At 63.5% G+C, this 23,109-nt stretch carries 19 protein-coding genes; 5 read left to right on the top strand and 14 right to left on the bottom strand.

Translation table 11 applies throughout. The features are described 5' to 3' along the window. Positions 1-43: 43 nt before the first annotated feature. On the bottom strand, positions 44-715 hold the full coding sequence (locus tag ACE04A_RS12675) for a TetR/AcrR family transcriptional regulator (protein WP_485820175.1): 672 nt from the start codon (positions 713-715) through the stop codon (positions 44-46). Positions 716-1,102: 387 nt separating this feature from the next. Between ACE04A_RS12675 and ACE04A_RS12680 the strand changes: the two genes are divergently transcribed. The 3 genes from ACE04A_RS12680 (at position 1,103) to ACE04A_RS12690 (ending at position 5,040) form a co-directional block, all read left to right on the top strand. After that, positions 1,103-2,707: a glucosamine inositolphosphorylceramide transferase family protein gene (locus ACE04A_RS12680; RefSeq protein WP_448718149.1), complete on the top strand. Its 1,605-nt coding sequence runs from the start codon at positions 1,103-1,105 to the stop codon at positions 2,705-2,707. 561 nt (positions 2,708-3,268) lie between these two features. Then, positions 3,269-4,021 carry a response regulator transcription factor gene (locus tag ACE04A_RS12685; protein ID WP_259245977.1) on the top strand — a complete coding sequence of 251 codons (753 nt, stop codon included), beginning with the start codon at positions 3,269-3,271 and terminating at the stop codon, positions 4,019-4,021. A 353-nt stretch (positions 4,022-4,374) separates the two neighbouring features. Further along, positions 4,375-5,040, top strand: a complete 666-nt coding sequence (locus ACE04A_RS12690) for a response regulator transcription factor (protein WP_259245978.1) — start codon at positions 4,375-4,377, stop codon at positions 5,038-5,040. Between the two features lie 971 nt (positions 5,041-6,011). On the opposite strand, the gene ACE04A_RS12695 is transcribed toward ACE04A_RS12690, so the two are convergent. The 13 genes from ACE04A_RS12695 to ACE04A_RS12755 all read right to left on the bottom strand — a co-directional run bounded on the left by ACE04A_RS12695 (position 6,012) and on the right by ACE04A_RS12755 (position 19,381). Continuing rightward, on the bottom strand, positions 6,012-7,259 hold the full coding sequence (locus ACE04A_RS12695) for a glycosyltransferase WbuB (protein ID WP_485820176.1): 1,248 nt from the start codon (positions 7,257-7,259) through the stop codon (positions 6,012-6,014). Beyond that, positions 7,256-7,816, bottom strand: a complete 561-nt coding sequence (locus tag ACE04A_RS12700; protein WP_268082020.1) for a putative colanic acid biosynthesis acetyltransferase — start codon at positions 7,814-7,816, stop codon at positions 7,256-7,258. Before ACE04A_RS12700 ends, ACE04A_RS12695 begins: the two co-directional genes overlap by 4 nt. After that, positions 7,813-8,706 carry a glycosyltransferase family 2 protein gene (locus ACE04A_RS12705; RefSeq protein WP_100856598.1) on the bottom strand — a complete coding sequence of 298 codons (894 nt, stop codon included), beginning with the start codon at positions 8,704-8,706 and terminating at the stop codon, positions 7,813-7,815. Before ACE04A_RS12705 ends, ACE04A_RS12700 begins: the two co-directional genes overlap by 4 nt. 13 nt (positions 8,707-8,719) lie before the next feature. Beyond that, positions 8,720-9,847 carry a glycosyltransferase gene (locus ACE04A_RS12710; RefSeq protein WP_259245982.1) on the bottom strand — a complete coding sequence of 376 codons (1,128 nt, stop codon included), beginning with the start codon at positions 9,845-9,847 and terminating at the stop codon, positions 8,720-8,722. After that, positions 9,840-11,144 carry an O-antigen ligase family protein gene (locus tag ACE04A_RS12715; protein WP_448718154.1) on the bottom strand — a complete coding sequence of 435 codons (1,305 nt, stop codon included), beginning with the start codon at positions 11,142-11,144 and terminating at the stop codon, positions 9,840-9,842. Before ACE04A_RS12715 ends, ACE04A_RS12710 begins: the two co-directional genes overlap by 8 nt. Positions 11,145-11,156: 12 nt before the next feature. After that, complete coding sequence (locus ACE04A_RS12720) at positions 11,157-12,059, bottom strand: glycosyltransferase family 2 protein (RefSeq protein WP_279996103.1); 903 nt, start codon at positions 12,057-12,059, stop codon at positions 11,157-11,159. Positions 12,060-12,081: 22 nt separating this feature from the next. Then, a complete protein-coding gene (locus tag ACE04A_RS12725; protein WP_448718158.1) occupies positions 12,082-13,398 on the bottom strand; it encodes an oligosaccharide flippase family protein in 1,317 nt (438 codons plus the stop codon). A 32-nt stretch (positions 13,399-13,430) separates the two neighbouring features. Next, complete coding sequence (locus ACE04A_RS12730; RefSeq protein WP_259245986.1) at positions 13,431-14,393, bottom strand: GDP-L-fucose synthase family protein; 963 nt, start codon at positions 14,391-14,393, stop codon at positions 13,431-13,433. Between the two features lie 6 nt (positions 14,394-14,399). Then, positions 14,400-15,509, bottom strand: coding sequence for a GDP-mannose 4,6-dehydratase (gene gmd / locus ACE04A_RS12735; RefSeq protein WP_100856592.1), 1,110 nt, complete (start codon positions 15,507-15,509; stop codon positions 14,400-14,402). A gap of 10 nt (positions 15,510-15,519) precedes the next feature. Then, positions 15,520-15,861 (bottom strand): VanZ family protein, encoded by a 342-nt coding sequence (locus ACE04A_RS12740; protein WP_259245987.1) that lies wholly within the window; start codon positions 15,859-15,861, stop codon positions 15,520-15,522. Between the two features lie 145 nt (positions 15,862-16,006). Then, a complete protein-coding gene (locus ACE04A_RS12745) occupies positions 16,007-17,437 on the bottom strand; it encodes a mannose-1-phosphate guanylyltransferase/mannose-6-phosphate isomerase (protein WP_259245988.1) in 1,431 nt (476 codons plus the stop codon). 5 nt (positions 17,438-17,442) lie between these two features. After that, positions 17,443-17,859: a GDP-mannose mannosyl hydrolase gene (locus tag ACE04A_RS12750; protein WP_485820212.1), complete on the bottom strand. Its 417-nt coding sequence runs from the start codon at positions 17,857-17,859 to the stop codon at positions 17,443-17,445. A gap of 112 nt (positions 17,860-17,971) precedes the next feature. Then, a complete protein-coding gene (locus ACE04A_RS12755) occupies positions 17,972-19,381 on the bottom strand; it encodes an undecaprenyl-phosphate glucose phosphotransferase (protein ID WP_259245989.1) in 1,410 nt (469 codons plus the stop codon). Between the two features lie 244 nt (positions 19,382-19,625). On the opposite strand from ACE04A_RS12755, the gene ACE04A_RS12760 reads away from it, so the two are divergent. After that, positions 19,626-20,762, top strand: a complete 1,137-nt coding sequence (locus tag ACE04A_RS12760; protein WP_259245990.1) for a polysaccharide biosynthesis/export family protein — start codon at positions 19,626-19,628, stop codon at positions 20,760-20,762. An 84-nt stretch (positions 20,763-20,846) separates the two neighbouring features. Beyond that, a complete protein-coding gene (locus ACE04A_RS12765) occupies positions 20,847-23,108 on the top strand; it encodes a succinoglycan biosynthesis protein ExoP (RefSeq protein ID WP_259245991.1) in 2,262 nt (753 codons plus the stop codon). Position 23,109 lies beyond the last annotated feature (1 nt).

The following is a 23,109-nucleotide window of genomic DNA, read 5'->3' on the forward strand; positions in this document are numbered from 1 at the left end:
CGCTGTGTCTGGTCTGGTGCCGGTCTTGCGCCTGCCGTGGCCGCTAGGTGCCGGCCACGGGCGGCAAGGGCGCGCGCAGGCCGCCCAGCAGAAAGCTCATCAGCCGGGGCAGCAGCATGTCGGGGTTGTCGGGTTGTTCGGATTCATCGATCTGCCAGCCCGTGACGGAGCGCAGCAGATCGGTGCCGATGATGGCGTAGGACGTGGCGCCCAGCATGAACTGGAAGCGCCACACGATTTCGGCCTTGGGCACGTCGGGCAGGGCGGCGAACAGCGCGTTGCGGTAGCGCTCGAGCACGTCGGCGTATTCCTCGGCGAACAGCGCGCGAATGAAGTCGGACGGGTGCGTCATGGTGCGTTCCAGCAGCGGCAGGAAGGTGCTGCCGGCCTGGGCCGGATCGGCGGCCAGGCGCAGCAGCGTGCCGAAGAAGGCATCCACGATTTGCGAGGGCTTCAAGGGCTTGCCTTCGGACTGCGCCTCAAGCTCATCCAGCAGCCGCATGCGCTCGCGATTCAGCACTTCCAGGCGCCGCTTGAGCACCGCCTGAACGAGTGACTCTTTTGACCCGAAGTGATAGTTCACCGAGGCCAGATTGACGCCGGCCGCACCCGTGATCTGGCGCATCGACGTGCCGTCGTGGCCCTGCTGCGCAAAGAGCGCCTCGGCCGTGTCCAGGATGGAATCGCGGGGGTTGGGAGTTCTGATTTCTTGCATAAAGTTGAATTCAAACGTTTGTTTAAAAGCGATTATGCGGTAGCCAAGGGGGAGAAGCGAGCACGGCTATCCCCAATAGGGTTTACCCCTAAAGTGCGGAGAGTCCATGAACGGCGTACTAGTAGACGGTGCCGTTGCACCGGATCAGCTAGACCGGAAGGATGAAGGCGAGCGCCGTCGGACGAGCTGCCGCTAGCCCAGTGGCACGAGGCTGAGCCCTTCGTCCTCGGGCGCGCGACCTAGGTTGTATGTGGTCTGGAAGGCTTGGGAAAAACCCCGCAGTATCAGCGCGAGGACTTAATTGCGTTGCATCGGCGCTGCCGGCGGCGACCCCGCGCGCCCGGCCGGTGCGGGTGCCCAAGACGCCCTGACACAGGAGCGGGACAAATGAAAACCTACCGAGTGGGACTGTTGGTTGACGGGTATGAGCAACCCGGCTGGATGCATGAGATGGTGGACTGGCTCATCCACAGCCAAGACTTCGATATCTCCGCCTTGTTGGTGATGGACGGCCCGGGCGCCGAGAAGCCGCCCCGCCTGGCCACCCGTGCCTTGTTCGGCACGCTGTCGCGTTTCGAGTCCCGCATGCTGCCCGCGAAGCAACGCCAGATGCTGTCGTGCGGTGATATGCGCCAGCGCATGCCGTCTGCTTCGGTGCCCGTGCTGCCGATTGAAGTCGGCGATAAGGGGCAGGGCACGCAGGATGCGGTGACGGCGCTGGGGCTGGACCTGGTCATCACGCTGGGCGCTTCGCGCGCCACGCGCGCGCAGATGAGGGGCTGGGCGCGGTTGGGCGTGTGGCAACTGAGTTATTCCGACATTGCCGTGTCGACCAGCCGCTACGCGGGATTCTGGGAGGTGTTCCAGCGCCAGGATCACACCACCGTAAAACTCTGGCGGGTGGGTCCCGCGCCCGAGCAGGACGAACTGCTGGACCAGCGCAGTTTCAATACCGAAGTGTTCTGGCTGAAAAATCAGGCGCGCGCGTTCAGCCTGGGCAATTTCATGGTCTACGACGCCTTGCAGGCGCTGGCCCGGGCGCGGCAGAGTGAGCCGGCCCCCGAAATGCAGATCATGAGCGGGCCGCGGCGCGCGGATCCGGTCGAGTGGGACAGCGCTGCCTATATCGCCCGCCAGGCGTGGTTAATCAGTGATTTGATTGTGCGCCGCATCATGAAGCGCAATATTCGATGGCGGATCGGTATGTTTCCGTCGTCAAGGCAGCAGGCGGTAGTATCGGAGGCGATGGTGCTGCAACCTCCCAAAGGTAGGTTCTTCGCAGATCCGTTTGTATATACCCACGATAAAAAACCGTATATATTTTTTGAAGATTACGATTTTACTTCCCGCAAGGGTACGATTTCGGTTGCGACCTACTCCGACGGGGCTTTCCGGCTGTTGGGCACCGCATTGAACCTGCCGTACCATTTATCTTTTCCGTATATTTTTGAGCACGATGGCGTCACATACATGGTGCCAGAAACGTGCGGAAATCGCAGTATTGAATTGTGGAAATGCACTGAATTCCCGCTGAAATGGGAGCTTGATGTCACGTTAATGACCAATATATCGGCCGTGGATACCATTATTTTTAAACACGGCGAATATTGGTGGTTATTAACCAATATTGACCGAACAGACGGCCAAAGCCACTGTGACGAGCTTTTCGCGTTTTTCTCGGATTCGCCGCGCTCGACCGAGTGGACGCCCCACGCCTGCAACCCCATTGTGCGCAACCCCATGCGGGCCAGAAACGCCGGAATCGTTGTGTCGCCTAGCGGAGAGGTGATCCGCTGCGCCCAGTACCAGGGCTTTTGCCACTACGGCAAGGGCGTGTCCTTGAACCGCATTGAAGAGCTGACGCCGTCGACCTACGTCGAAACCGACGGTGAAATCCACTACGCCAACTTTTTAAGCAAGCGCCATGCTTCAATGCACCATTGGCACCATCAGGGGGGGCATACGGTATTTGACTTCGCCTATATGGAGTAAATGTTGCATCCGGCACGAAAATAAAAATGTTACCTATATTGCGAGTGGTCGATCCGCGCCCGGGCGCGGTGTGTCCGCGGAAACATATTGAGAGTCTTTCCGTGCAAATCTTGGGTTTCGTGCCGTGGAGAGCGTCTGCCTCGCCGCGGCTTTTTTTCGCCCTCGATCCGGCGCACATCACGACGAATCAAGCCTCTTGGCGGAGCTCGCCATAGGGAGAAAGCCGCGCCTGGCATAGCGGGGCTGGTGAAAACCCTAGCGGTAGAAAGGCGGAGGAGGCTTCCTCATCCGTATTTACGAGAGTGATTAAGGCTAACGAATGATTTCTGTTTTTATCGGATTATATCGCCCTGAAACGTCTTGATTTTGAAGGTTTCGAACCATAAGATGGGTCCATGCCATCCGTTATGTTGGCTACCAAAGTTGCCCAGCCCAAGTGCCCCGGTCCAGCTTCATTAGATATTCCGGGATATTGCGGACCACCCCCGTAGGGTTGGAAAAAAATAGTCTTCAGCACAGCGAAGATCCCTTCTAGGCCCGTCGAAAAACCGGGAGGACACCATGGCCAAGATGGTCCTGATTGAAGCCCATCCGCTACTGCGGTTGGGGTTGTGGCAGATACTCAGCAAGTTGGATGATGTTTGGGAAATCGAGGGTATGGGCTTGGCGGATTTGTCCAAGGCCGACGGCGCGCACGCGGGCGCCGATCTCTTGATCTATGGGTTGCCGGTGGAAACCGATGAGGCATGGAGCGCGCTGCACGAAATTCAGCGCGTGCTCACGCCGAAGCGGATTCTGCTGTTGACGGATGTGATGCCCTTGCCGATGCCGGTGCAGGGCTTGCCCGGCGCCAGCGTGTATGGCTGCTTGATGAAGACGGCTTCGGTCGAAATCCTCGAAGCCGCGATTCGCCTGGTCATGGCGGGCGGACAGTGCTTTCCCAGCGAGCAGGCAATGCAGGCCCCAGCCTCCGCCGTCTGCGCGTTGCCGACCCGCGATGGCGACGATGCATCCGCCAAGGCCACGATGCCGGTCAGCGCGGGGGCGCAATTGCTTCAGATCACGCCGCGTCAATACGAAGTGCTGGTGTTGTTGGCCCGGGGCTATCCGATCAAGACCGTCAGCCGGATGCTCAACATTTCGGTTGCCACTGCAAAGACGCACGCTTGCACGCTCTACCAACGTTTGCATGTCAAGAACAAGGGCGAAGCCGTGTACGCGGCGCTGCAACGCGGTGCGACCTTGGAATGGCATGAACCGAACAACGGCAGGGAGTCGGACACCGGGCAGATCTATGGGCGCAAGCTTGGGTAATGACAGGCGCGCCGCCTGCCCGGCGGCCAGGAACGAGTCTGTTCCGTTGCTGCCGGGTGCGCCCCACCATCACGCCTAAGTCATACACCGCAGTATCCGCGCCCGCCCGGGTGCGGTTTTCCTCCTCCAATCATCCTCCTGAACGAGATTCAGCGAACGTGCCCGCTGATAGCATGGGTTGTGTCCGCAAGCATGGATCGAGAGCGCGAATCACAAGGCCTCGCGACGCCGGTCCAATAGCGCGGGCAAGATTCCCTTGGGGCTGGCGCCGCACATAACCTGCTTGTTGCAGCGTGATGCGCCGACGTCATGGGAACCGTGCATGGGCCCTGTGTCACAAGGTTCTCTCCGGGATGACAACCGTACTAATAGAAGACTACGCGCTGCTTCGCGTCGCCATCCAGCATGTCCTGGAACGCGTGCGCAACGCCGACGACATCCTGGCCATTTCGCCAGCGCATCTGCTCAATATGTCCAGTTCGATCAACCGCCCAGTGGAATTGCTGGTGATCGGTTGCAGCGGCGTTGCCGAACAGGACCTTGGGCTTATCTCGCAGTCCATGGCGTTCTTCATGCCGCGCCTGGTGCTGGTGCTGTATTCCGTACTGGACCCGGCGGTGATGGGCACGTGCGCTCGGGCGGGCGTGGCGGGCTATCTGCCCAAGGCCTCCAGCCCCGACGCGCTGGCCGCGGCCGTCAGCCTGGTGGTAGCGGGTGGCGAATGCTATCCGCAGCCCGCGGGCCGGCCGCAAGGCGTGTCGCAAGCGCCGCTGCATGAACTGCGCGAATTGACGCAACGGCAAGAGGAAATCCTGCAACTGCTGGTACAAGGAAAAACCATGCGCGAAATCGGCCAACACGTCGGCATATCGGTCGCCACGGTCAAGAGCCACGCGCGCACGCTGTACTGGAAACTCAACGCCCGCAACCAGGCCGAAGCCGCCTACATCGCCGTACAAATGGGCCTGGTGAGAAGCGGCGCCGTCCTCCCCCCCGCCAAGAAAGACCCGCCCAGCTAACGCCCACACGAACGGTAGGATGGGTGAAACGCACCTCAAATGTAGGATGGGTGAAGCGCGCGCCTCAAATGTAGGATGGGTGAAGCGCGGCAAAGCCGCAAAAAGAACGAAACCGCGGATCGCGCGCAACCCATCAAGCAGCGCCCAATTTTTCCGCAGCCTCGCCACATATCAACCGTTGCAAGATGGGTTGCGCGCGATCGGTGGTGTGTTCTTGCCGAGATCATGCCGCGCTTCACCCATCCTACATGCCACGGTGCAGCGCCCGTAGGATGGGTGAAGCGCGGCAAGGCCGCAAAAAGAACAAAACCGCGGATCGCGCGCAACCCATCAAGCAGCGCCCAATTTTTCCGCAGCCTCGCCACATATCAACCGTTGCAAGATGGGTTGCGCGCGATCGGTGGTGTGTTCTTGCCGAGATCATGCCGCGCTTCACCCATCCTACATGCCACCGTGCAGCGCCCGTAGGATGGGTATAGCGCGGCAAAGCCGCAAAAAGAACAAACCCGCCAATCGCGCGCAACCCATCAAGCAGCGCCCAATTCTTTCGCAGCCTCGCCACATATCAACCGTTGCAAGATGGGTTGCGCGCGATCGGCGGTGTGTTCTTGCCGAGATCATGCCGCGCTACACCCATCCTACATGCCACGTTGCAGCGCCCGTAGGATGGGTGAAGCGCGGCAAAGCCGCAAAAAGAACGAAACCGCCAATCGCGCGCAACCCATCAAGCAGCGCCCGTAGGATGGGTGTAGCGCGGCAAAGCCGCAAAAAGAACGAAACCGCCAATCGCGCGAAACCCATCAAGCAGCGCCGGAATAAAAAAAGGACGGCAGAAAAATCCCCGTCCTTTCTTTCCTAAAGAAATCCCGTCCTTTCTCCCGCAACAAATCCCGTCCTTTCTCCCGCAAGAAATCCCGTCCTTTCTTCCGCAAGAAATCCGCGTCCTTTCTCCCGCAAAACTCAAATACCCGCTACCTCCCCACCGCCGCCGCTTCCTTGCCCCCCACCACCTTTCCAAACTCCCGTTCCGCCGCCGCCAGCACCGCGTCCACATCCAGATTATTCAGCGCATACAACCTTGCCGCAGCCCCCAGCGTCTCGCGGATCGCCGCGTTGTAGCTCAGCTTGCGCACCGCTTCGGCCATCGCCTCGGCATCTTCGGGCGGCGTCACCAACCCGCAGCGCGCCACCACGCTCGCCAGCTCAGTTCCCCGCGCCGCGCCCCACACCACGGGCCGTCCGCTGGCCAGCATTCCCGTCAGCTTCGACGGCATCACCAGGTCGGCGGCGCCGGCGCGTTGCGGCAGCAAATGAATATCCGCGGTGTTCAACAACGCGCCCAGCCGATCGGCCGGCTGCAAATCCAGAAACACCACGCGCGCCAAACCCTGGCACGCCGCTTCCAAGGGTTCGCGTTCCGGACCTTGCCCGCAGAACACAAACCACAGCCGGCTCTCGCGGCTTAAGCGGCGCGCCACATCCGCCAGCGTCTGCAAGCCTTGCTTGCCGCCCATGTTTCCGGAATACAGCGCCACGATGGCGTTATCCGGAATGCCCAGCTCGGCGCGATAGTCGCCACCCTCCGCGCGCGGCGTGATGGCGTTGACGTCGATCCAGTTGGGCAGCAGCACCGCGCGGTCGGGCTCCACGCCCTTGGTCAGCGCCAGGTCCAGCATGCGCTGGGAAATCGTCGACACCCGATCGAAGCGGCGCATCAACCAGCGCTCGGCTCGCTTCACCACCGCGCGCAGGCCGGCTCCCTTGAGCAGGCCCAGTTCAAACGCGGCGTCCACTTCGTAATCCTGTATGTGCAGCCACGCGCGCGCGCCGCACAGGCGCGCCGTGATCCAGGCGGCCGGCGCGCAGAACAACGCGGGCTCTACCACCAGGATCAAGTCCGGCCGCCCCGCCGCCGCGCGCAGCAGCGAGGGCAGGCTGGACAGCGCGAAGCTGGCCAGGTGGATCAGGCGTTTCAGCCCACCGGGACGCGAGGGCACCCACAGCGGTGCGCGGCGCACGGTCACGCCGCGCCGCACTTCCTTCTGGTAGCGCCCCGCGCGGTAGCCGTCGTGTACCTGCCACTGGGGGTAGTAGGGCGGGGCCGTCACCACGCTGACCTCGTGGCCGTGCGCGGCCAGCCATTCGGCCAGCTCGGCGCTGTACTTGCCGATGCCGGTCAGTTCGGGTGCGTAGTTGATCCCGTAGATCAGGATCTTCATGGCGCCGTCGCCATGCGTGGGCGCACCGGGCGGCAGGGGTTGCCGTGGCAGACCATCGCGGGCGGCATGTTGCGAAAGACCGAACTGCGCGCGCCCACCACGGCTTCGCGACCAATGGTGACGCCGGGGCCGACGAAGACATCGGTCGCCACCCAGGCGCCGTCCTCGACGCGAACCGCGCGTTCGCGCAGGGGAAAGTCCGGCTGGCCGGCGTCATGGTCGGCCGCGCACAAATAACTGCGCTGCGACACGACGGCGTGCGCGCCGATCTGGATGGGACCCAGGCTGTAGAGGACGGCGTCATCGCCGATCCAGGCATAGTCCCCAATCTGCACCTTCCACGGATAGGTCACCGTGGCGCTAGGCCGGATCAGCACCTTCTTGCCCACCTGCGCGCCAAAGCAACGCAGCAGCCAGCGCCGAAAGCCATACGCCACTTGCGGCGACCACCGAAACAAGGTGCTCTGCACCGTCCACCACAATTGCACCGTCAGCGCGGAGCGGCCACGTTGGCCGGGCGCCAGCGCAAAGCGATCCAGTTGCTGCAATGTGCTCATTTGGCGGCTCCGGTCACGGCGTCGGCCTCGGCATCCGCCTCGCCGGCGCGCGCCAGCCGAGCCTTTTGCAGTTCTTCGGTCTTGATGCGGATCTGCCAGTAATACATGGCGCGGGCCACCGCGTAGTCATAGCCCGCCTTGCCGTCCAGGAAGCCCAGCCGGAACACGTAGGAATGCAGGAACGAGATCGGCGCCTTGAAGGGCATGGCCTGGAAGATACGCTTGAGCAGCGCGCGCGCGCCCACGTTGGCTTCGCGCGGATCGTTCATCAGACCCTTGGTACGCAGGTTGGCTTCCCAATCCGAATAGCGGTTGTGCTTGTCGAAATAGTGGAACAGCGAATCGTGGTCGTTGTGCACCATGCGCTGGCGCAGGGCGAAGGTTTCGCCCTTGACCTGCGGCTGGTAGTGGCCTTCCACTTCCCACATATGCGCCACGTCCAGATCGTCGTAATCCAGGAAGCGCGATTGCTTGCGCGCCAAGAGCGCCAGCTTGTAGACGCGGTGGCCGTGTTCCAGCTTCTTGCCGCAGAACACGTAATCGAACGGCACGAAGGCGCCGCCCGCGCCCGCCGCAAAGCGAGGCAGCACCTCGCGGATTTCCTCGGCAAGGGCTGGGGTCATTTCCTCGTCGGCGTCCACGTACAGCACGACGGGATGCGAGAAGGGCAGCTGCTCCAGGCACCACTGCTTTTTCTTCGGGTACTTGCCGTTCCATTGGAAGTTGGAGACGCGGGCGCCCAGCGCCGTCGCCATCGCGCAGGTGGCGTCGGTGCTGTTGGAATCCACCACGAAGACTTCGTCAAAATCCACCAGCGCCTTCAGGCATTTGGCGATGTTGCGCTCTTCGTTTTTCGTCATGACCACCACGGAAACCGGTATTTTCTGCATGATTCCTTCCTGTTCAAGGCGTGCCGCGTTGCATCAGCGGCTGGAATAGCGCGATGACGTTGCGGCAGTGCCGCTCTAGGGAAAAGGCGTCGGCGCGCTCGGGGCCTTGCGCCGCCAGTTGCTCGCGCATCTTGGCGTCGTAGGCCAACCGGCGCACGGCGTCGGCCAGCGCCGCCGCGTCGCCCACCGGCACCAAGAGGCCGTAGCGGCCGGCGTCAAGAATTTCGGCGGGGCCGTGCGGACAATCGGTGGATATCACCGGCACGCCCAGGCACAGCGCTTCGACCAGCACGTTGCCGAAGCTTTCACGGATGGAGGTCAAGGCGAACGCGCCGGCGCTGGCGATGACGGGAAAGGGGTTGTCGATATGCCCGGCCAGCGTGACGGGGCTGCGCGAGGCGCGCTCGTCGATGCGCTTTTGCAAGGCGGCGTGCTCGGAGCCTTCGCCCAGGATGGTGAAGGCGATGCCGGGGTCGTCCAGCAAGGCGGCGGCGTCGATCAGGGTGGCGTAGTCTTTCACGGCTTCCAGCCGGCCCACCGCCACCACCTGATAGGGCGCCGCGCCGTCGCCTTCGGTGCGCTGCGCGCCTTGCCGGCGCACATTGTCCAGTGGCACGCCGTTGTAGATCGTATGGACCTTGCCGCGCAGCGGCGGAAACATGCTGACCAGGTCTTCCTTCACGCCGCGCGACACGCCCACCACCGCGTCATGCCGGCGATACGTCTGGCTGACCAGCCAGCACTTCAGCCGCCGCATTTTCGACGCGCCGTAATGGATGGCGGGGCTGCTGTGTTCGAAGGCCACGGTGCGGAACTTGCCGCCCAGCATTTTCCTGGCCAGCACCACCAGCATGTTGCACAGCAAACCGTGCGAACACACGATGGCCGGCTTGTCGCGGCGGATCTGGGCCATCAACTTCATGAAGGCAAAGGGCAGCATCAGCCGCAGCTTGGTGGATGATTCAATGATGGGCAGGGCGCGCGTCACCTTCGGGTTGGCGACGGGGTATTCCCGGTTGCGCGAACGCAGCAGGAACAGGGCGGAATCCACTCCCTGTTCCGGCAAGGCATCCACGATGAAGGCAACGCATCTTCCGACGCCGCCGTGCAAGTCTGGCGCGACAAACAAGACATCAGGCATGGGGTATCACTCTAGGTGGCGACCGGTGCGCGGCATCCGGACGGTGGCTGGTGGGGCGCCGGGCCACGGGCGCATCCGCCCTGGGCACGGGCATGATCTGGGCATTTCGCATCAACGACAGGCAGTAGCACAACAGGAATCCGGTGAAGGCGGTCTTGGGCGCGTAGGCCAGCCCGCCGGACAACGAATCAATGAAGATGTAGATGGGCGCGGTGGCCAGCAGGTAGCGCCGGTGCATTTCCAGGCCGGGATGCGCGTACCGCTTGAGCAAGGTCAGCAGCAGGATCAGCAAGGGCGGCAGCATGATCATGGTGGTGCCCACCACGCCGAACTTCATCAGGTAGAAGGCCCAGGAGTTGTGCGCGAAGGTGCTGAGCTCGAACCCGTTTTCGCCCATGACCCAACTGCGAAAGCCCGCGCCTTTGCCAAACACCGGGCTTTCGGCGAAGAAGTCCATCTGCCCTTCCATTTCCTGGATGCGCGCGCCGTAGCTGGAATCCTCGTCCAGCTTTTCGACGCTGAAGATGCGGTTGGCCAGGACGTCCAGGTAGCCGATGCTGGCGAACACCAGCACGCCCGCGACCGCGGCCGGCACAAAGATCAGCACCGCGCGCCGGCGGATTTCCGGGCCCGTGCCCAGCAGCACCGCGATGAAGACGGACACCGCCAATTGCAGGTACTGGCTGCGGTTCAGCGAAAACACCAGCGCCACCAGCATGAACAATGTCAGCGCGTAGGCTTTGGGGCCGGACACGTTCAAGGTGCGCCGGAAGGTCAACAGCGACACCACGCCAAAGGGGATGGCCCAGACGCCCAGCCGCACATTGCGCAGGGGATCCGCCACGCTGAAGCCCATGGCTTGTTCCAGCAACATCTGCACGGCCACGAACAGGCAGGCCGCCACGATGTACTTCTGCAGCACGGCGTAGGCGGCGGGGCTGTCGATGTCCTTGTAGCAAAGGAAGGGCGTGCACAGAAAATAGAACACGATGCGCAGGTCGCGCGCCACGTCGCCCGTTTCAATGCCGGGGTGGTCCATCGACACCAGCAACAGATAGATCACCGACAAGGTCTGCAAACCCAACAACGCGCCCAGCATGCCGCGCGGCAAGGCATAGGCGCTGGGCTCCGACAGCCGCAGCGCCTTGACCGCCAGGATCATCACGAACAGCACATCGAAGGGCGACAGCTTGAAGCTGCCGACGCCCAGGATGAAGCGGTCATCGTTCAGGGCCAGCGCGGTGAAGGCGAACAGCCCCAGCAGATGCAAGGTGGAGAAGCGGCGGTGCGGGCTCATGTCGGCATCGTCCTAGTGCGCGGCCCAGTCGTCGCGTCCGAAGATCTTCGTGGTCAGCTTTTCGAACAGGTACGTCAGGTCGCCCTGGCGTGCGTGGGCGGCCACCTTCGAGGCGCGGCACGACAGTTCGAACAAACGGCCCAGTCCGGGCTCGGTGCGCCGGATGCGCGTGACGATCTGCTCGCGCTCTTCCAGCAGCACGTCCTGCATCAGCGCCGTCTTGGTTTCGTCGTGGGCGGTGTAGACGCCCAGCGCATCGGGCACGATCAGGTTCTTGCCTTCGCGCAGCAAGCGGCTCCAGAGTTCCAGGTCCATGCAGTAGCGCATGCTTTCCTGCAGCAGCCCGTACTTGCGCAGCAGGTCGCGCCGGAAGATGGCCGACTGGTTCGGAATGGATGCCTTCACCACCGTCAACGTGCCCCGGTTGACCGGCGTGTAGTGGATCTTGCGGAAGATGTGGTTGTTGGCGTCGGCCACGAACAGGTTGCCGCTGACGATCGGCGCGCGCCCGCGCGAGGCCGCCGTGCCCAGCTTGCGCAGCGCGCCGGGAAAGTACAGATCGTCTGAATTCTGCCAGCCGACGTAATCGCCCGTGGCGCGCTCGAAGCCCTTGTTGATGGCGTGCGATTGCCCGCGGTCCGGCGTGCTTTCCCAGTAGCTCAGATACCGTTCGTACTTGCGGATGATGTCCACGCTGCCGTCGGTCGACCCGCCATCGATGATGATGTATTCCAGACGCGGATAGCCCTGGTTCAGCACCGACAGAATGGTGCGTTCCAGGAACTTGGCCTGGTTGAACGAGGGGGTCACGATGGTCACTTTGGGCAACAGGCCGCCGGCGATCGGCGCGGGCGGACGCAGCTCGCGGACGAAGTCGATGAGCTGACGTGAATACTCGTTATGACGCTTGCGCATGTAAGACCTCAGCATGTTGGTGTTATCGGGTGGCCGCGGGTAACGCGCCCGGATACTCGGGGCGCGATTGACGGATAGCTAGTGCCACGCCGGCCAGCGTGATCGCCGCATAAGCCATGCGGCCCCACGCCGCCGCATGTTCGCCCGCGGCGTGCACCAACCCCGCCATGACGCACAACATCGCCAGTCCGCCCAGCCCGTTCAGGATGGCGACGGCGCGGGAATTGCCCAGGCCCAACAACGAGAAGTGGGCCGCGGCGTTCAATGACAGCAGCCCGGAGGCCACGATCAGCAATTGGAAAGTGCCCAGGTGGCCCGCCGCCACGTTGTCGCCCAGCAGCAGGTTCAAGAGCGGGCGGCTGACCGCCAGCACCGCCAGCGTGGCGATCGACGACAGCAGCAGGTTCCACATCATCATGCGGCGGATCTCGCGTTCGGCGGCGCCCGCATAAGGGGGCGACACCGACAGGCGCGTCACGCGCGGCATCGCCTTCTGGAAGATCGCGACGGCGGCGGTGTGGATGATCTGGCCCACTTGCACGCCCACCGTATAGATCGCCAGCGCGGCCGGCCCCATCATGCTGCCCACCAACACGCGGTCCACCGAACCGAAGGCCAGCGCGCTCAGGCTGTTCAGCCAGGACCAGCGCGAAAACTTGAAGGCGTCCATCATGGCGCCCCGGTCGCGCACGGGCCGCACCACGACACGGCCATAGGCGCGCGAGAAAACGCGCATCTTCACGCTGCCCGCAATCAACAAGCCGGCGGCCTGCGCCAGGCCGGTGTAGGTGGGCGACGCTGTGTACCAGGCGGTCGCGCAGGCCAGCGCCATGGTGCCGCTGCGGCTGAACACTTCGCACAGCGCGGTAGCACGGAAATCCTCGCGGCCTTTCAGGCAGCCCGAAAACAACTGGTCGTATTGCTGGGTCAGGTAGATGGCCAGCGCGGGCATGGCCAACAGCGTGACGGCCACGCCGCCGAACGTGGCGGCCGGCCAGGCCAGGCCCACCACCGCCCACAGCAACACGGCCGCCAAGGTCACGACGCCCAACGCGCAGCCGATCAGCGACATGCTGACCCCCGCCGCGCGGTAGGCGCCGCCGGGTTCGTGCAGGCGTTCGGACACCAGCTTGGTGGCGGTGACCGCCGCGCCCAGGTTCGCGGCGTTGCCGAAGCCGGCCAGCGCGATGATCATCGAATACTGGCCAAAGCCCACCGTGCCCAACTGGCGGAACAGGATGGGCAGGGCGATGAGCGCCGCGACCGGGCCGATGCCGTATTCCACCAGCCCCCAGAAAGAGGCGTTGCCGGCGATGTGTTTCCTGACGAATCCAAACATCGGGGAACCTGTGGTTGATGCTGGCGCGGCCCTCAGGCCACGGGCAGCGCCGGTTGGGATTGATCGGCACGTTCGCGCAAGAAATGCCCGTAGGCCAGCGCGATGCCGTCGCTCAAGGACACGGTGGGTTGCCAGCCCAGCGCCTGAACCCGCGACGAATCCATCAGCTTGCGTGGCGTGCCGTCGGGCTTGCCGGTGTCGTACACGATGCGGCCTTGGTAGCCGACCACGCGCGCCACCAGCGCCGCCAGGTCCGCAATGCTGATGTCCTTGCCCGCGCCGATGTTGTAGATGCCTTCGGCGTCGGGGTGCTCCATCAGCATCACGCAGCCTTTTGCCAGGTCGTCCACGTACAGGAACTCCCGCAGCGGCGTGCCCGTGCCCCAGATCGTCACGCTTTCCTGACCGGCTTCGCGGCCTTCATGGAATTTGCGGATCAGCGCCGGCAGCACGTGGCTGCTGTGCAGGTCGTAGTTGTCGTGCGGACCGTACAGGTTGGTGGGCATGGCGCAGATAAAGCGCGCCCCGTATTCCCGCTGGTAGGCTTCGCACAGCTTCAGGCCCGCGATCTTGGCGATGGCGTAGGGCTCGTTGGTGGCTTCCAGCGGGCCGGTCAGCAAGGCGTCTTCGCGGATGGGCTGGGGCGCTTCGCGCGGGTAGATGCAGGACGAACCCAGGAACAGCAGCTTGCGCACCCCGGCCGCATACGCGGCGCGGATCACGTTGCACTGGATCATCAGGTTCTTGTAGAGGAAGTCGACGGGATGGTTCTGGTTGGCCAGGATGCCGCCCACCTTGGCGGCCGCCAGGTACACCACGTCGACCGGCGTGGTCGAGAAGAAGCGATGCACCTGGTTCTGGTTTTCCAGGTCCAGCTCGGTTCGGTTGCGGGTCAGCACGTGCTGATAGCCACGGCGGTGCAGCTCGCGGGTGATCGCGGCGCCGACCATGCCGCGATGGCCCGCGACAAACACGCGTTGGTCCAGGTTCGTCATGGCCGACTACTCCTTGTAGGCGTAGATTTCGTAGCCGTTCTGTTCGACCAGCGCATCGCGACGCGCATCCTTCAGGTCGGCCTCCACCATTTCCTTGACCAATTCCGCGAACGTGGTGCGCGGCGACCAGCCCAGCTTTTCACGCGCCTTGGTGGGGTCGCCCAACAGGGTTTCCACTTCGGTCGGGCGGAAGTAGCGCGGGTCCACGCGCACGATCACCTGGCCGGGCTTCACGTCATGCACGGGCGAGAACAGTACGGTGGCCGTTTCTTCCAGGCCTTCGCCTTCCCACGCCAACAGAATGCCCAGCTCGCGCGCCGCCGTATTGATGAATTCGCGCACGCTGTACTGCAAGCCGGTGGCGATGACGTAGTCCTCGGGGGTGTCCTGTTGCAGCATCAGCCACTGCATTTCGACGTAGTCGCGCGCATGGCCCCAGTCGCGCAAGGCGGACAGGTTGCCCAGGTACAGGCATTCCTGCAGGCCCAGCACAATGCGCGCCAGCCCGCGCGTGATCTTGCGCGTGACGAAGGTTTCGCCGCGCTTGGGCGATTCGTGGTTGAACAGGATGCCGTTGCAGGCGTACATGCCATACGCTTCGCGGTAGTTCACGCTGATCCAATAGGCGTAGAGCTTGGCGGCGGCGTAGGGGCTGCGCGGGTAGAAGGGGGTGGTTTCCTTCTGCGGCGTTTCTTGCACCAGGCCGTACAGCTCTGAAGTCGACGCCTGATAGAAGCGCGACTTGTTTTCCAGCTTCAGGATGCGGATGGCTTCCAGCAGGCGCAAGGTGCCCAGGCCGTCGGCGTTGGCGGTGTACTCCGGCTCTTCGAACGAGACCCCCACATGGCTTTGGGCGGCCAGGTTATAGATTTCGTCGGGTTGCACCGATTGCACGATGCGGATCAGGCTGCAAGAGTCCGTCATGTCGCCATGGTGCAGCACGAAATTGCGCGGCTTGTCGTGGGGGTCCTGGTACAGATGATCGATGCGCGCGGTATTGAACAGCGAAGCGCGCCGCTTGATGCCGTGGACCTCATAGCCCTTGGCCAGCAGGAACTCCGCCAGGTAGGCCCCGTCTTGGCCGGTAACGCCGGTAATCAGTGCCCGTTTTGGCATGGTTGTGTCCTTAAGACTTAGTGACTGCACGAAAGGAGCCGAAGGCTGTGGAACCGATGTGCAATGAGATTACTGTTGCACCCGCCGCCAAGATATCGGCCAAAAGGTCTAAGAGTTCAGCCTGTCGGTAGGGAAAAAAGGATTGGATGGTTTCGTCCACCACCGCCAGCGCCGTCACGGCCAACATGGCCACCAGCGCCGGGCGCCGGTTGACCGACAGGTAGATCAATCCCGTCAGGACGGCGTAGGCCACAAGATGCAGGCGCTTGTCGCCGAAGGCGTCGGACATGTCGGCCGCCAGGCCGGGCAGGTTGCCCACGGTGACCAGCACCAGGAAGAACAGGCCGGCCACCGGCAGGCAGAGCCTGGCGACGCCTGGCCGCCAAAAAGGCTCAGCGGTCAGTCGCCCCTCACCCCCGCCGCCGGGCCGCCCCAAGGCGGGGGTAGCCCCCTCGGGGGGCAGCGCGCGCCGGGAAGGCGCGGCGCGGGGGGGCTGTTCACACTCGGCCATACATGTCCTGAAAACGCACGATGTCGTCTTCGCCGAGATACGCGCCGGATTGAACCTCGATGATCTCCAGCGGAATCTTCCCCGGGTTTTCCAGGCTGTGGGTTTCGCCCAACGGGATGTAGGTCGACTGGTTCTCCGTCAGCAGGTATTGCTTGTCGCCGTTGTAGATGCGCGCCGTGCCCGACACTACGATCCAGTGCTCCGCGCGGTGGTGATGCATCTGCGACGACAGCCGCGCACCGGGCTTCACCGTGATCCGCTTGACCTGGTAGCGCGGGCCGTGGCCCACCGAGTCGTAGGAGCCCCAGGGCCGCTGCACTTCGCGATGGTGATTCAGCTCGGAGCGATGCTGCGTCTTGAACGTTTCCACCAGCCGCTTGACGTCTTGCGAGCGCGACTTGTGCGCCACCAGCACGGCGTCCGCCGTTTCGATCACCACTATGTCGTCCAGGCCCACCGAAGCGACCAGCCGGCTGGTGGAATGGATCAGGCAGTTGCGGGAATCCTCCACCATGACGTCGCCGCTGGTGGAGTTGCCTTCCTCGGTTTTCTGGGCGATGCCCCAGACCGCGTCCCAGGCCCCCACGTCGCTCCACGACGCCGCCAGCGGAATGACCACGGCGCTGTCGGTGCGTTCCATGATGGCGTAGTCCATCGAGTCGCTGGGGCAGGCCTCAAACGCCGGCCCATCCAGGTGGAACAGCGCGTTTTCCCCATGGCCGTCGGCCACCGCCGCCTCTACCTGGGCCAGCATCTTCGGCGCCAGCCGCCCCATTTCGGACAGGAACACCGATGCCTGGAACGCGAACATGCCGCTGTTCCAGTAATAGCCGCCGTCTTCGATCAGGCGTTGCGCGACTTCGGGCGAGGGCTTTTCCACAAAGCGCAGCACCCGGCGCGCCGGCGCCATCTCGCCGGGTTCGTCCGACTGGATGTAGCCATAGCCGCTGAGCGGCGCGGTGGGCGTAATGCCGAAGGTGACCAGCGCGCCCTGACGCGCCGCCTCGTACGCCTGGGCGAAGGCGGCGCGAAGCACTTCGCCATCCTCCAGCACATGGTCCGACGGCATGATCAGCATGATGGGGTCTTCGCCGTCGCGCATGGCGCGCAGCGTGGCGGCGGCGATCGCCGGCGCGGTGTTGCGCGCGAAGGGCTCCAGAATCACTTCCGCGTCTTTAATGCCCAGTTCCTGCGCCTGCTCTGCGGCAATGTACTGGTGCGCATCGTTGCAGACCAGCATCGGCTTGGCTTGCGCGCCCGCCGAGCTCAACCGCAGCAGCGTGTTTTGCAACAGGCTGCGCGAATCGGTCAAACGGATGAACTGCTTGGGCAACAGTTCGCGCGACAGCGGCCACAGGCGCGAGCCGGAACCGCCGCAAAGGATGACAGCCCGGTAGGCGGGAGGGGGATTCGTCATGGCGCTCACTCCTTGAAGTAGGCCTGGGTGTACGGATGCACGCCGGGATCGGCGGCGATCTCTTCCGCTTGCAGCCAGCGGTAGCCGTGGTGCTGGCCGCGCGGAAGGCTTGCGGTGTCCAACGAAAGCTCGGCCTCGTAGGCGAGGACGACGTAATGGGTGGAGCGTCCCGCTTCACCCGCGAAATTGGTGCCATAGAAGTGTTCGTACACGCCGCGCGGCGTCCACGCATCGGGCGCGATGGCCAGGCCCAGTTCTTCACGGGCGATGCGATCCAGCGCGGCGCGCAGGGGCTCGTTCTTGCGGATGCGGCCGCCCGGCACAAACCAGGCGCCGCGCGCGGGCGGGTTGGTGCGCAGCCCGGTCAGGTAGCGGCCGCCGGCATCGCGCAGCAACAGGGCGATGGAAACGAGCGGCAGCATCTGCACGGCGTGGCGGAAGTCCGCGGGCGGCAATACACCTTCCGGTGTGACGCTGGGTGCGGGGGGGGCCCCCGAAGCGGGCCCCGTGCGCGCGGCGGGCCATCCCAAGGGGCTAGTAGACATTGCGGCCCGTCCATCCCGACACGGCCGTGCGGGCGATGATCAAGAGGTCCATCCGAAACGTCCAATGCTGGATGTAGTAGATGTCGTGCTCGACGCGATCGCTCATCTTGCGCAGCGTGTCCGTCTGCCCGCGAAAGCCATTGACCTGCGCCCAGCCGGTGATGCCCGGCTTGACGCGGTGGCGCATCATGTAGCGCTGCACCAGGTCCTTGTACATTTCGTTGTGCTCCAGCGCGTGCGGACGTGGGCCCACCACCGACATGTCGCCCATCAGCACATTCAGGAACTGCGGCAGCTCGTCCAGGCTGGTGCGCCGCAGAAAGCCACCGATACGGGTAATGCGGGAATCGTTACGCGTGGCTTGCGTCACCGTGCCCCGTTCCTGGTGCACGGTCATGGTGCGGAACTTGTAGACGTGGAACACCTTGCCGTCCACGCCCAGCCGGGGCTGCGTAAAGAACACCGGCCCGCGCGAAGTCAGCTTGATGGCCAGCGCAATGGACAGCATCAGGGGCGCCAGGCCGATCAAGGCGAAGAACGCGAAGCTGCGGTCAAACACTTCCTTGGCCCAGCCGCGCACGCCGGCGGCCGGCAGGCTGTTGAGCTGGATGGCGGGCAGGCCCAGGAATTCACCGATGCGATGGCCCAGCAACTGGATCGACATCACATCCGGAATCCAGCGGATATCCACCAGGTCGTTGCGCAGGTGATACAGCACTTCGCGCAATTCCTGGCCCGCCTCCATCGGAAGGACGATCCAGATCTCGCGCACATTGTTTTCGCGCACGAAGGTGTGCAGGTTGTCGAGCTCGTGCAGGCGGCGGACTTGCGGCGGCAGGCTTTCGTGCGGCTCGGCGTATATGCCGGCCACTTCATAGCCCGCGCCGCGATAGCGTTCGACTCGGCGCCACAGGTCATGCCCCAGCGCGCCGAAGCCCACCAGCAACACATGCTTCTTGTTCAGGCCGCGATCGCGCGCGGCGCCCAGCGCGGCGTAGACCGCGATGCGTACACCCGCCAGCGTCAGGGCGGTCATCCCAAACCAGGTACCCGCCCACATGCGCGATATCGCGGCGGTCTGATGCATGAGAAAACTGACAAGGATGCCCAGCGCGAACACGGTCGCCCACGCGGCCAGGCTGCGCACCACCAGATCCGTCAGCAGCCGGCCGCGCCATGACACGTACAGGCGAAATGCCGGGAACAGGGCAATCACGCCCAGGCCGCACAAATAGATCAGGAACAGATGAATCTGCGGAGGCTCCGCCAATGCATCGTCCGAGAATTTCAAGCCGGTGGCAGTCAGGCCGCAGGTGATGACGATCGCGGCGTCGAGCAGGCGGTACAGATAGCTTGCTCCGCTGAATCTTGCCGATGTGTCCGATTGGGACGGGTCCATCGCGCACTCCTGTTCGTGGGGCGTTTTCCGCGGCGAAAAGAAAAAACGATGCACTGCCGCAAAACATGTGGCTACCGACGAAATCTTATTGAGTGCGAGGCTTACCCGAAACCTCCAAACGATGTAGGAGAAGGCTTAGGGCATCCGTCGAATGTGCGGGACTTCGAAAAGAGAGTGGAATGTCGCAACCCGTTACGCATCGGGCTCCATTCCAAGCAACGAAGTCATTCACAGTGGATTTGCCATGACGACATTTATCGGAACGTTGAGCCGAGCCATCGCCGCTATCGCGCTCGTGTCCTCGCTGGGCGCTTGCGCCTTTTCCCCCGGTATGACCTTTAAAGCCGACCACCTCGTTGATCCCCTGGATCCGAATTCCGTGGCGACGATCAAGGAAATCACCCCCTCGCTGGTCGTCGACGACCTGCGCAACCGCCAGGCGTTGATCAACAACGACGGAGTCGAAAAGCTGGTGGGAAGCCCCGAGCCCTACCGCATCGGGCCGGGCGACATTCTTTCCATCGTGGTGTGGGATCACCCCGAGCTCGTCCTTCCGACGCAAACCTACGCAATCGGGACTGGGGTGACCGAACTAGTCATGGGGGATACCGCCTCGGGCATACCGGGGTATACCGTCTCATCCACTGGATATATCCAATTTCCCTATACGGGATTGCTGAAAGTGGCGGGGTTGACGGAACTGCAGGCGCGCAATCTCATAGTGAATAGTTCCGGCAAGTACATCCAGGATCCGCAGATCACGGTACGCGTGCTGGGCTATCGAAGCAAGCGCGTCTACGTGGAAGGCGAGGTCAAGTTCCCGGGCACGGTTGCCATCAACGACATTCCGATGACTTTGCTCGAAGCGGTCAACCGCGCGGGTGGCTTGCTGCCCACCGCCGACCGCAGCGCCGTCTATGTCATTCGCGATGGCCGCCGCACCCGTGTGAACTTGCCCGCGCTGGTTGAACGCGGTCAGGACTTGAATCAAGTGATGCTGAGGTCGGGCGACATCGTGCGTGTGACGCCGCGCGATGACAGCAAGGTCTTTGTGATGGGCGAAGTGTTCCTGCCCACCACGGTCGTGATGCGCGATGGACGCATGTCGTTGACCGAGGCGTTGGGCTTGGCGGGAGGCCCCAATCAGTTGACGGCCGATGCGTCGCAAGTGTTTGTGGTGCGGAGTACCGAGCAAGCGACGCCCGAGGTGTTCCACCTGAACGCCAAGTCGCCGCAGGCTTTGGCAGTGGGATCGAAGTTTGAGCTGGACCCCAAAGACGTCGTATTCGTGGATACGGCTTCGCTGGTGCGGTGGAACCGCTTCATCAGCAACCTGTTCCCGAGCGCGCAAACGGTGCAGACCGTGAAGTCGATCGATTAATCCGCCTTTCAGGGCCAACGGGCCCTAAAACAACGCCTTTTGGGGGCGCCGCATCCGCCGCGGCGCCCACGTCTGGAGAGCTGCATGTCGTTGCCCATCGAATCATTCGAGCCGAACGTCCCGGCTCGCCAGCAGGAAACCCCGTTGTCCTCGCACGTGGATGCCATCATCAGCAACCGGTGGATGATCATTGCGATCACGCTGCTCGCCTTCCTGGGCGCGCTGGCCTACGTGATGGTGACCCCATCGGTGTATTCGGCCGACATCATCGTGCAGGTTGAAGAAGAAGCCCCCAATGGACAGGCGCGCAGCCTGTTGGGCGATGTGTCGTCCATGTTCGACACCAAGGCAGAGACCTCGGGCGAAATGGAAGTGCTGCGTTCGCGCATGGTGGTGGGGCCCGCGGTCGACAAGTTCTTGCTGTACATCCACGCCAAGCCGCGCTACTTCCCCGTGATCGGTGAATGGCTGGCCCAGCGCTACGAAGCCTTGCCGTATCCCTCCAGCCTGCCACGCGGCGGCTACGCCTGGGGCGGCGAGACGATCGCGATCTCGCACCTGGACGTGCCCAACGAATGGCTGGGCAAGCCGTTCATCGTGACCACGCAAGGCGAAGGGCGCTACACGGTGACCGACAAGTTCACGGGCGCCACGTTCAGCGGCGCGGTGGGCAAGCCCGAACAATTCCGCCTGCCGGGCGGTGGCGTGATGGACGTGCATATCGACGCGCTGACGGGCCGGCCCGGCACGCAGTTCACCATCTCGCGCAGCTCGCGCCTGGCGGCGATTGAAAACGTGCAGTCGCACATGGGCATCTTCGAGCGGGGCCGCGCGTCGGGCGTGATCGGCGTCACGCTGGAAGGCAACGACCCGGCGCTGACCACCGCCGTGCTGAACCAGATCGGCCAGGAATACGTGCAGCAGAACGTGAACCGCAAGGCGGCGCAGGCAGAGAAGTCGCTGGGCTTTTTGGAACAGCAATTGCCGTTGCTGAAGAGCGAATTGGACGCGGCCGAAACCAAGTACAACGCCTTGCGCAACAAGCGCGGCACCATCGACCTGAGCGAAGAGGCCAAGCTGATCCTGGGCCAGTCGGTTGACGCGCAAACACGCGTGATGGACCTGCGCGCCAAGCGTCAGGAACTGATCACGCGCTTTTCGCCGAGCCACCCCAGCATCGTGTCGATCGACCGCCAGATCGCTTCGCTGACCAGCGACGTCAACCGCATCGGCAACAACATCAAGCAGTTGCCGGACCTGGAGCAGGACGTGGTGCGCCTGGTGCGCGATGTGCGGGTCAACACCGAGCTGTACACGGGCCTCTTGAACAACGCGCAGCAACTGCGCCTGATCCGCGCCGGCAAGGTGGGCAACGTGCGCATCCTGGACGCCGCGGTGCAGCCGGACCGCCCCGTGCGCCCGAAGGCCGCGATCATCATCGGCGTGGCCACGGTCATCGGCCTGATCTTCGGCATGCTGTGCGCGTTTGTGCGCAATGCGCTGTTCGGCGGCCTGTCCGAGCCGGATGATGTGGAACGCTACACGGGCCTGCCGGTGCTGGCGGCCATTCCGTACAGCGACATGCAAGACAAGCTGTGGCGCCGCAGTCGGCGCAAGAACGCCACGGTGCCCGCGTTGTTGGCGCAAAGCCAGGGCAATTCACCCCCCATCGAAAGCCTGCGATCGTTCCGCAACGTGCTGCAAGCGTCGCTGCGTCAGTCGGCCAACAACATGGTGATGTTCACCGGCCCGGTGGCGGGCGTGGGCAAGTCGTTCCTGTCGGCCAACTTCGCTTTCATCCAGGGCGGCGTGGGCAAGCGCGTGCTGCTGATCGACGCTGATTTCCGCAAGGGCCAGTTGAACCGCTATTTCGGCGTGCCCAAGGAAGACGGCCTGTTCGAAGTGCTGTCGGGCACGATCCCGCTGACGCGCGTCAGAAAGCACAGCGTGTCCGAAGGCGTGGACTTCATCGCCACCGGCGCGGTCACCTTCGACCCGTCGGAACTGCTGGCATCGCCCGTGTTCGGCGCGACCCTGCGCGAGCTGTCCTCGCAATACGACATGGTGATCCTGGACACCGCGCCCGTGCTGTCCTCGCCCGACGCGGCGGTGGTGGGCACGCATGCCGCCGCCGTCATGGTGGTGGTGCGCTCGGGCATGAACACGGTCGGCGAAATCCGTGAAACGGCCAAGCGCCTGATCCAGGCCGGTGCACCCGTGGACGGCGTGCTGTTCAACGGCCTCAAGCTCATGCCGGAACGCTTCGGCTTCCGGTCCAAGTATGGGAATTATCGATACTCCCGTGCGGCGTATTACGGCGATTTCAAACAGAACGGTCCCAAGTAAC

The sequence above is a fragment of the Achromobacter colocynthidis genome (genome assembly GCF_057334535.1).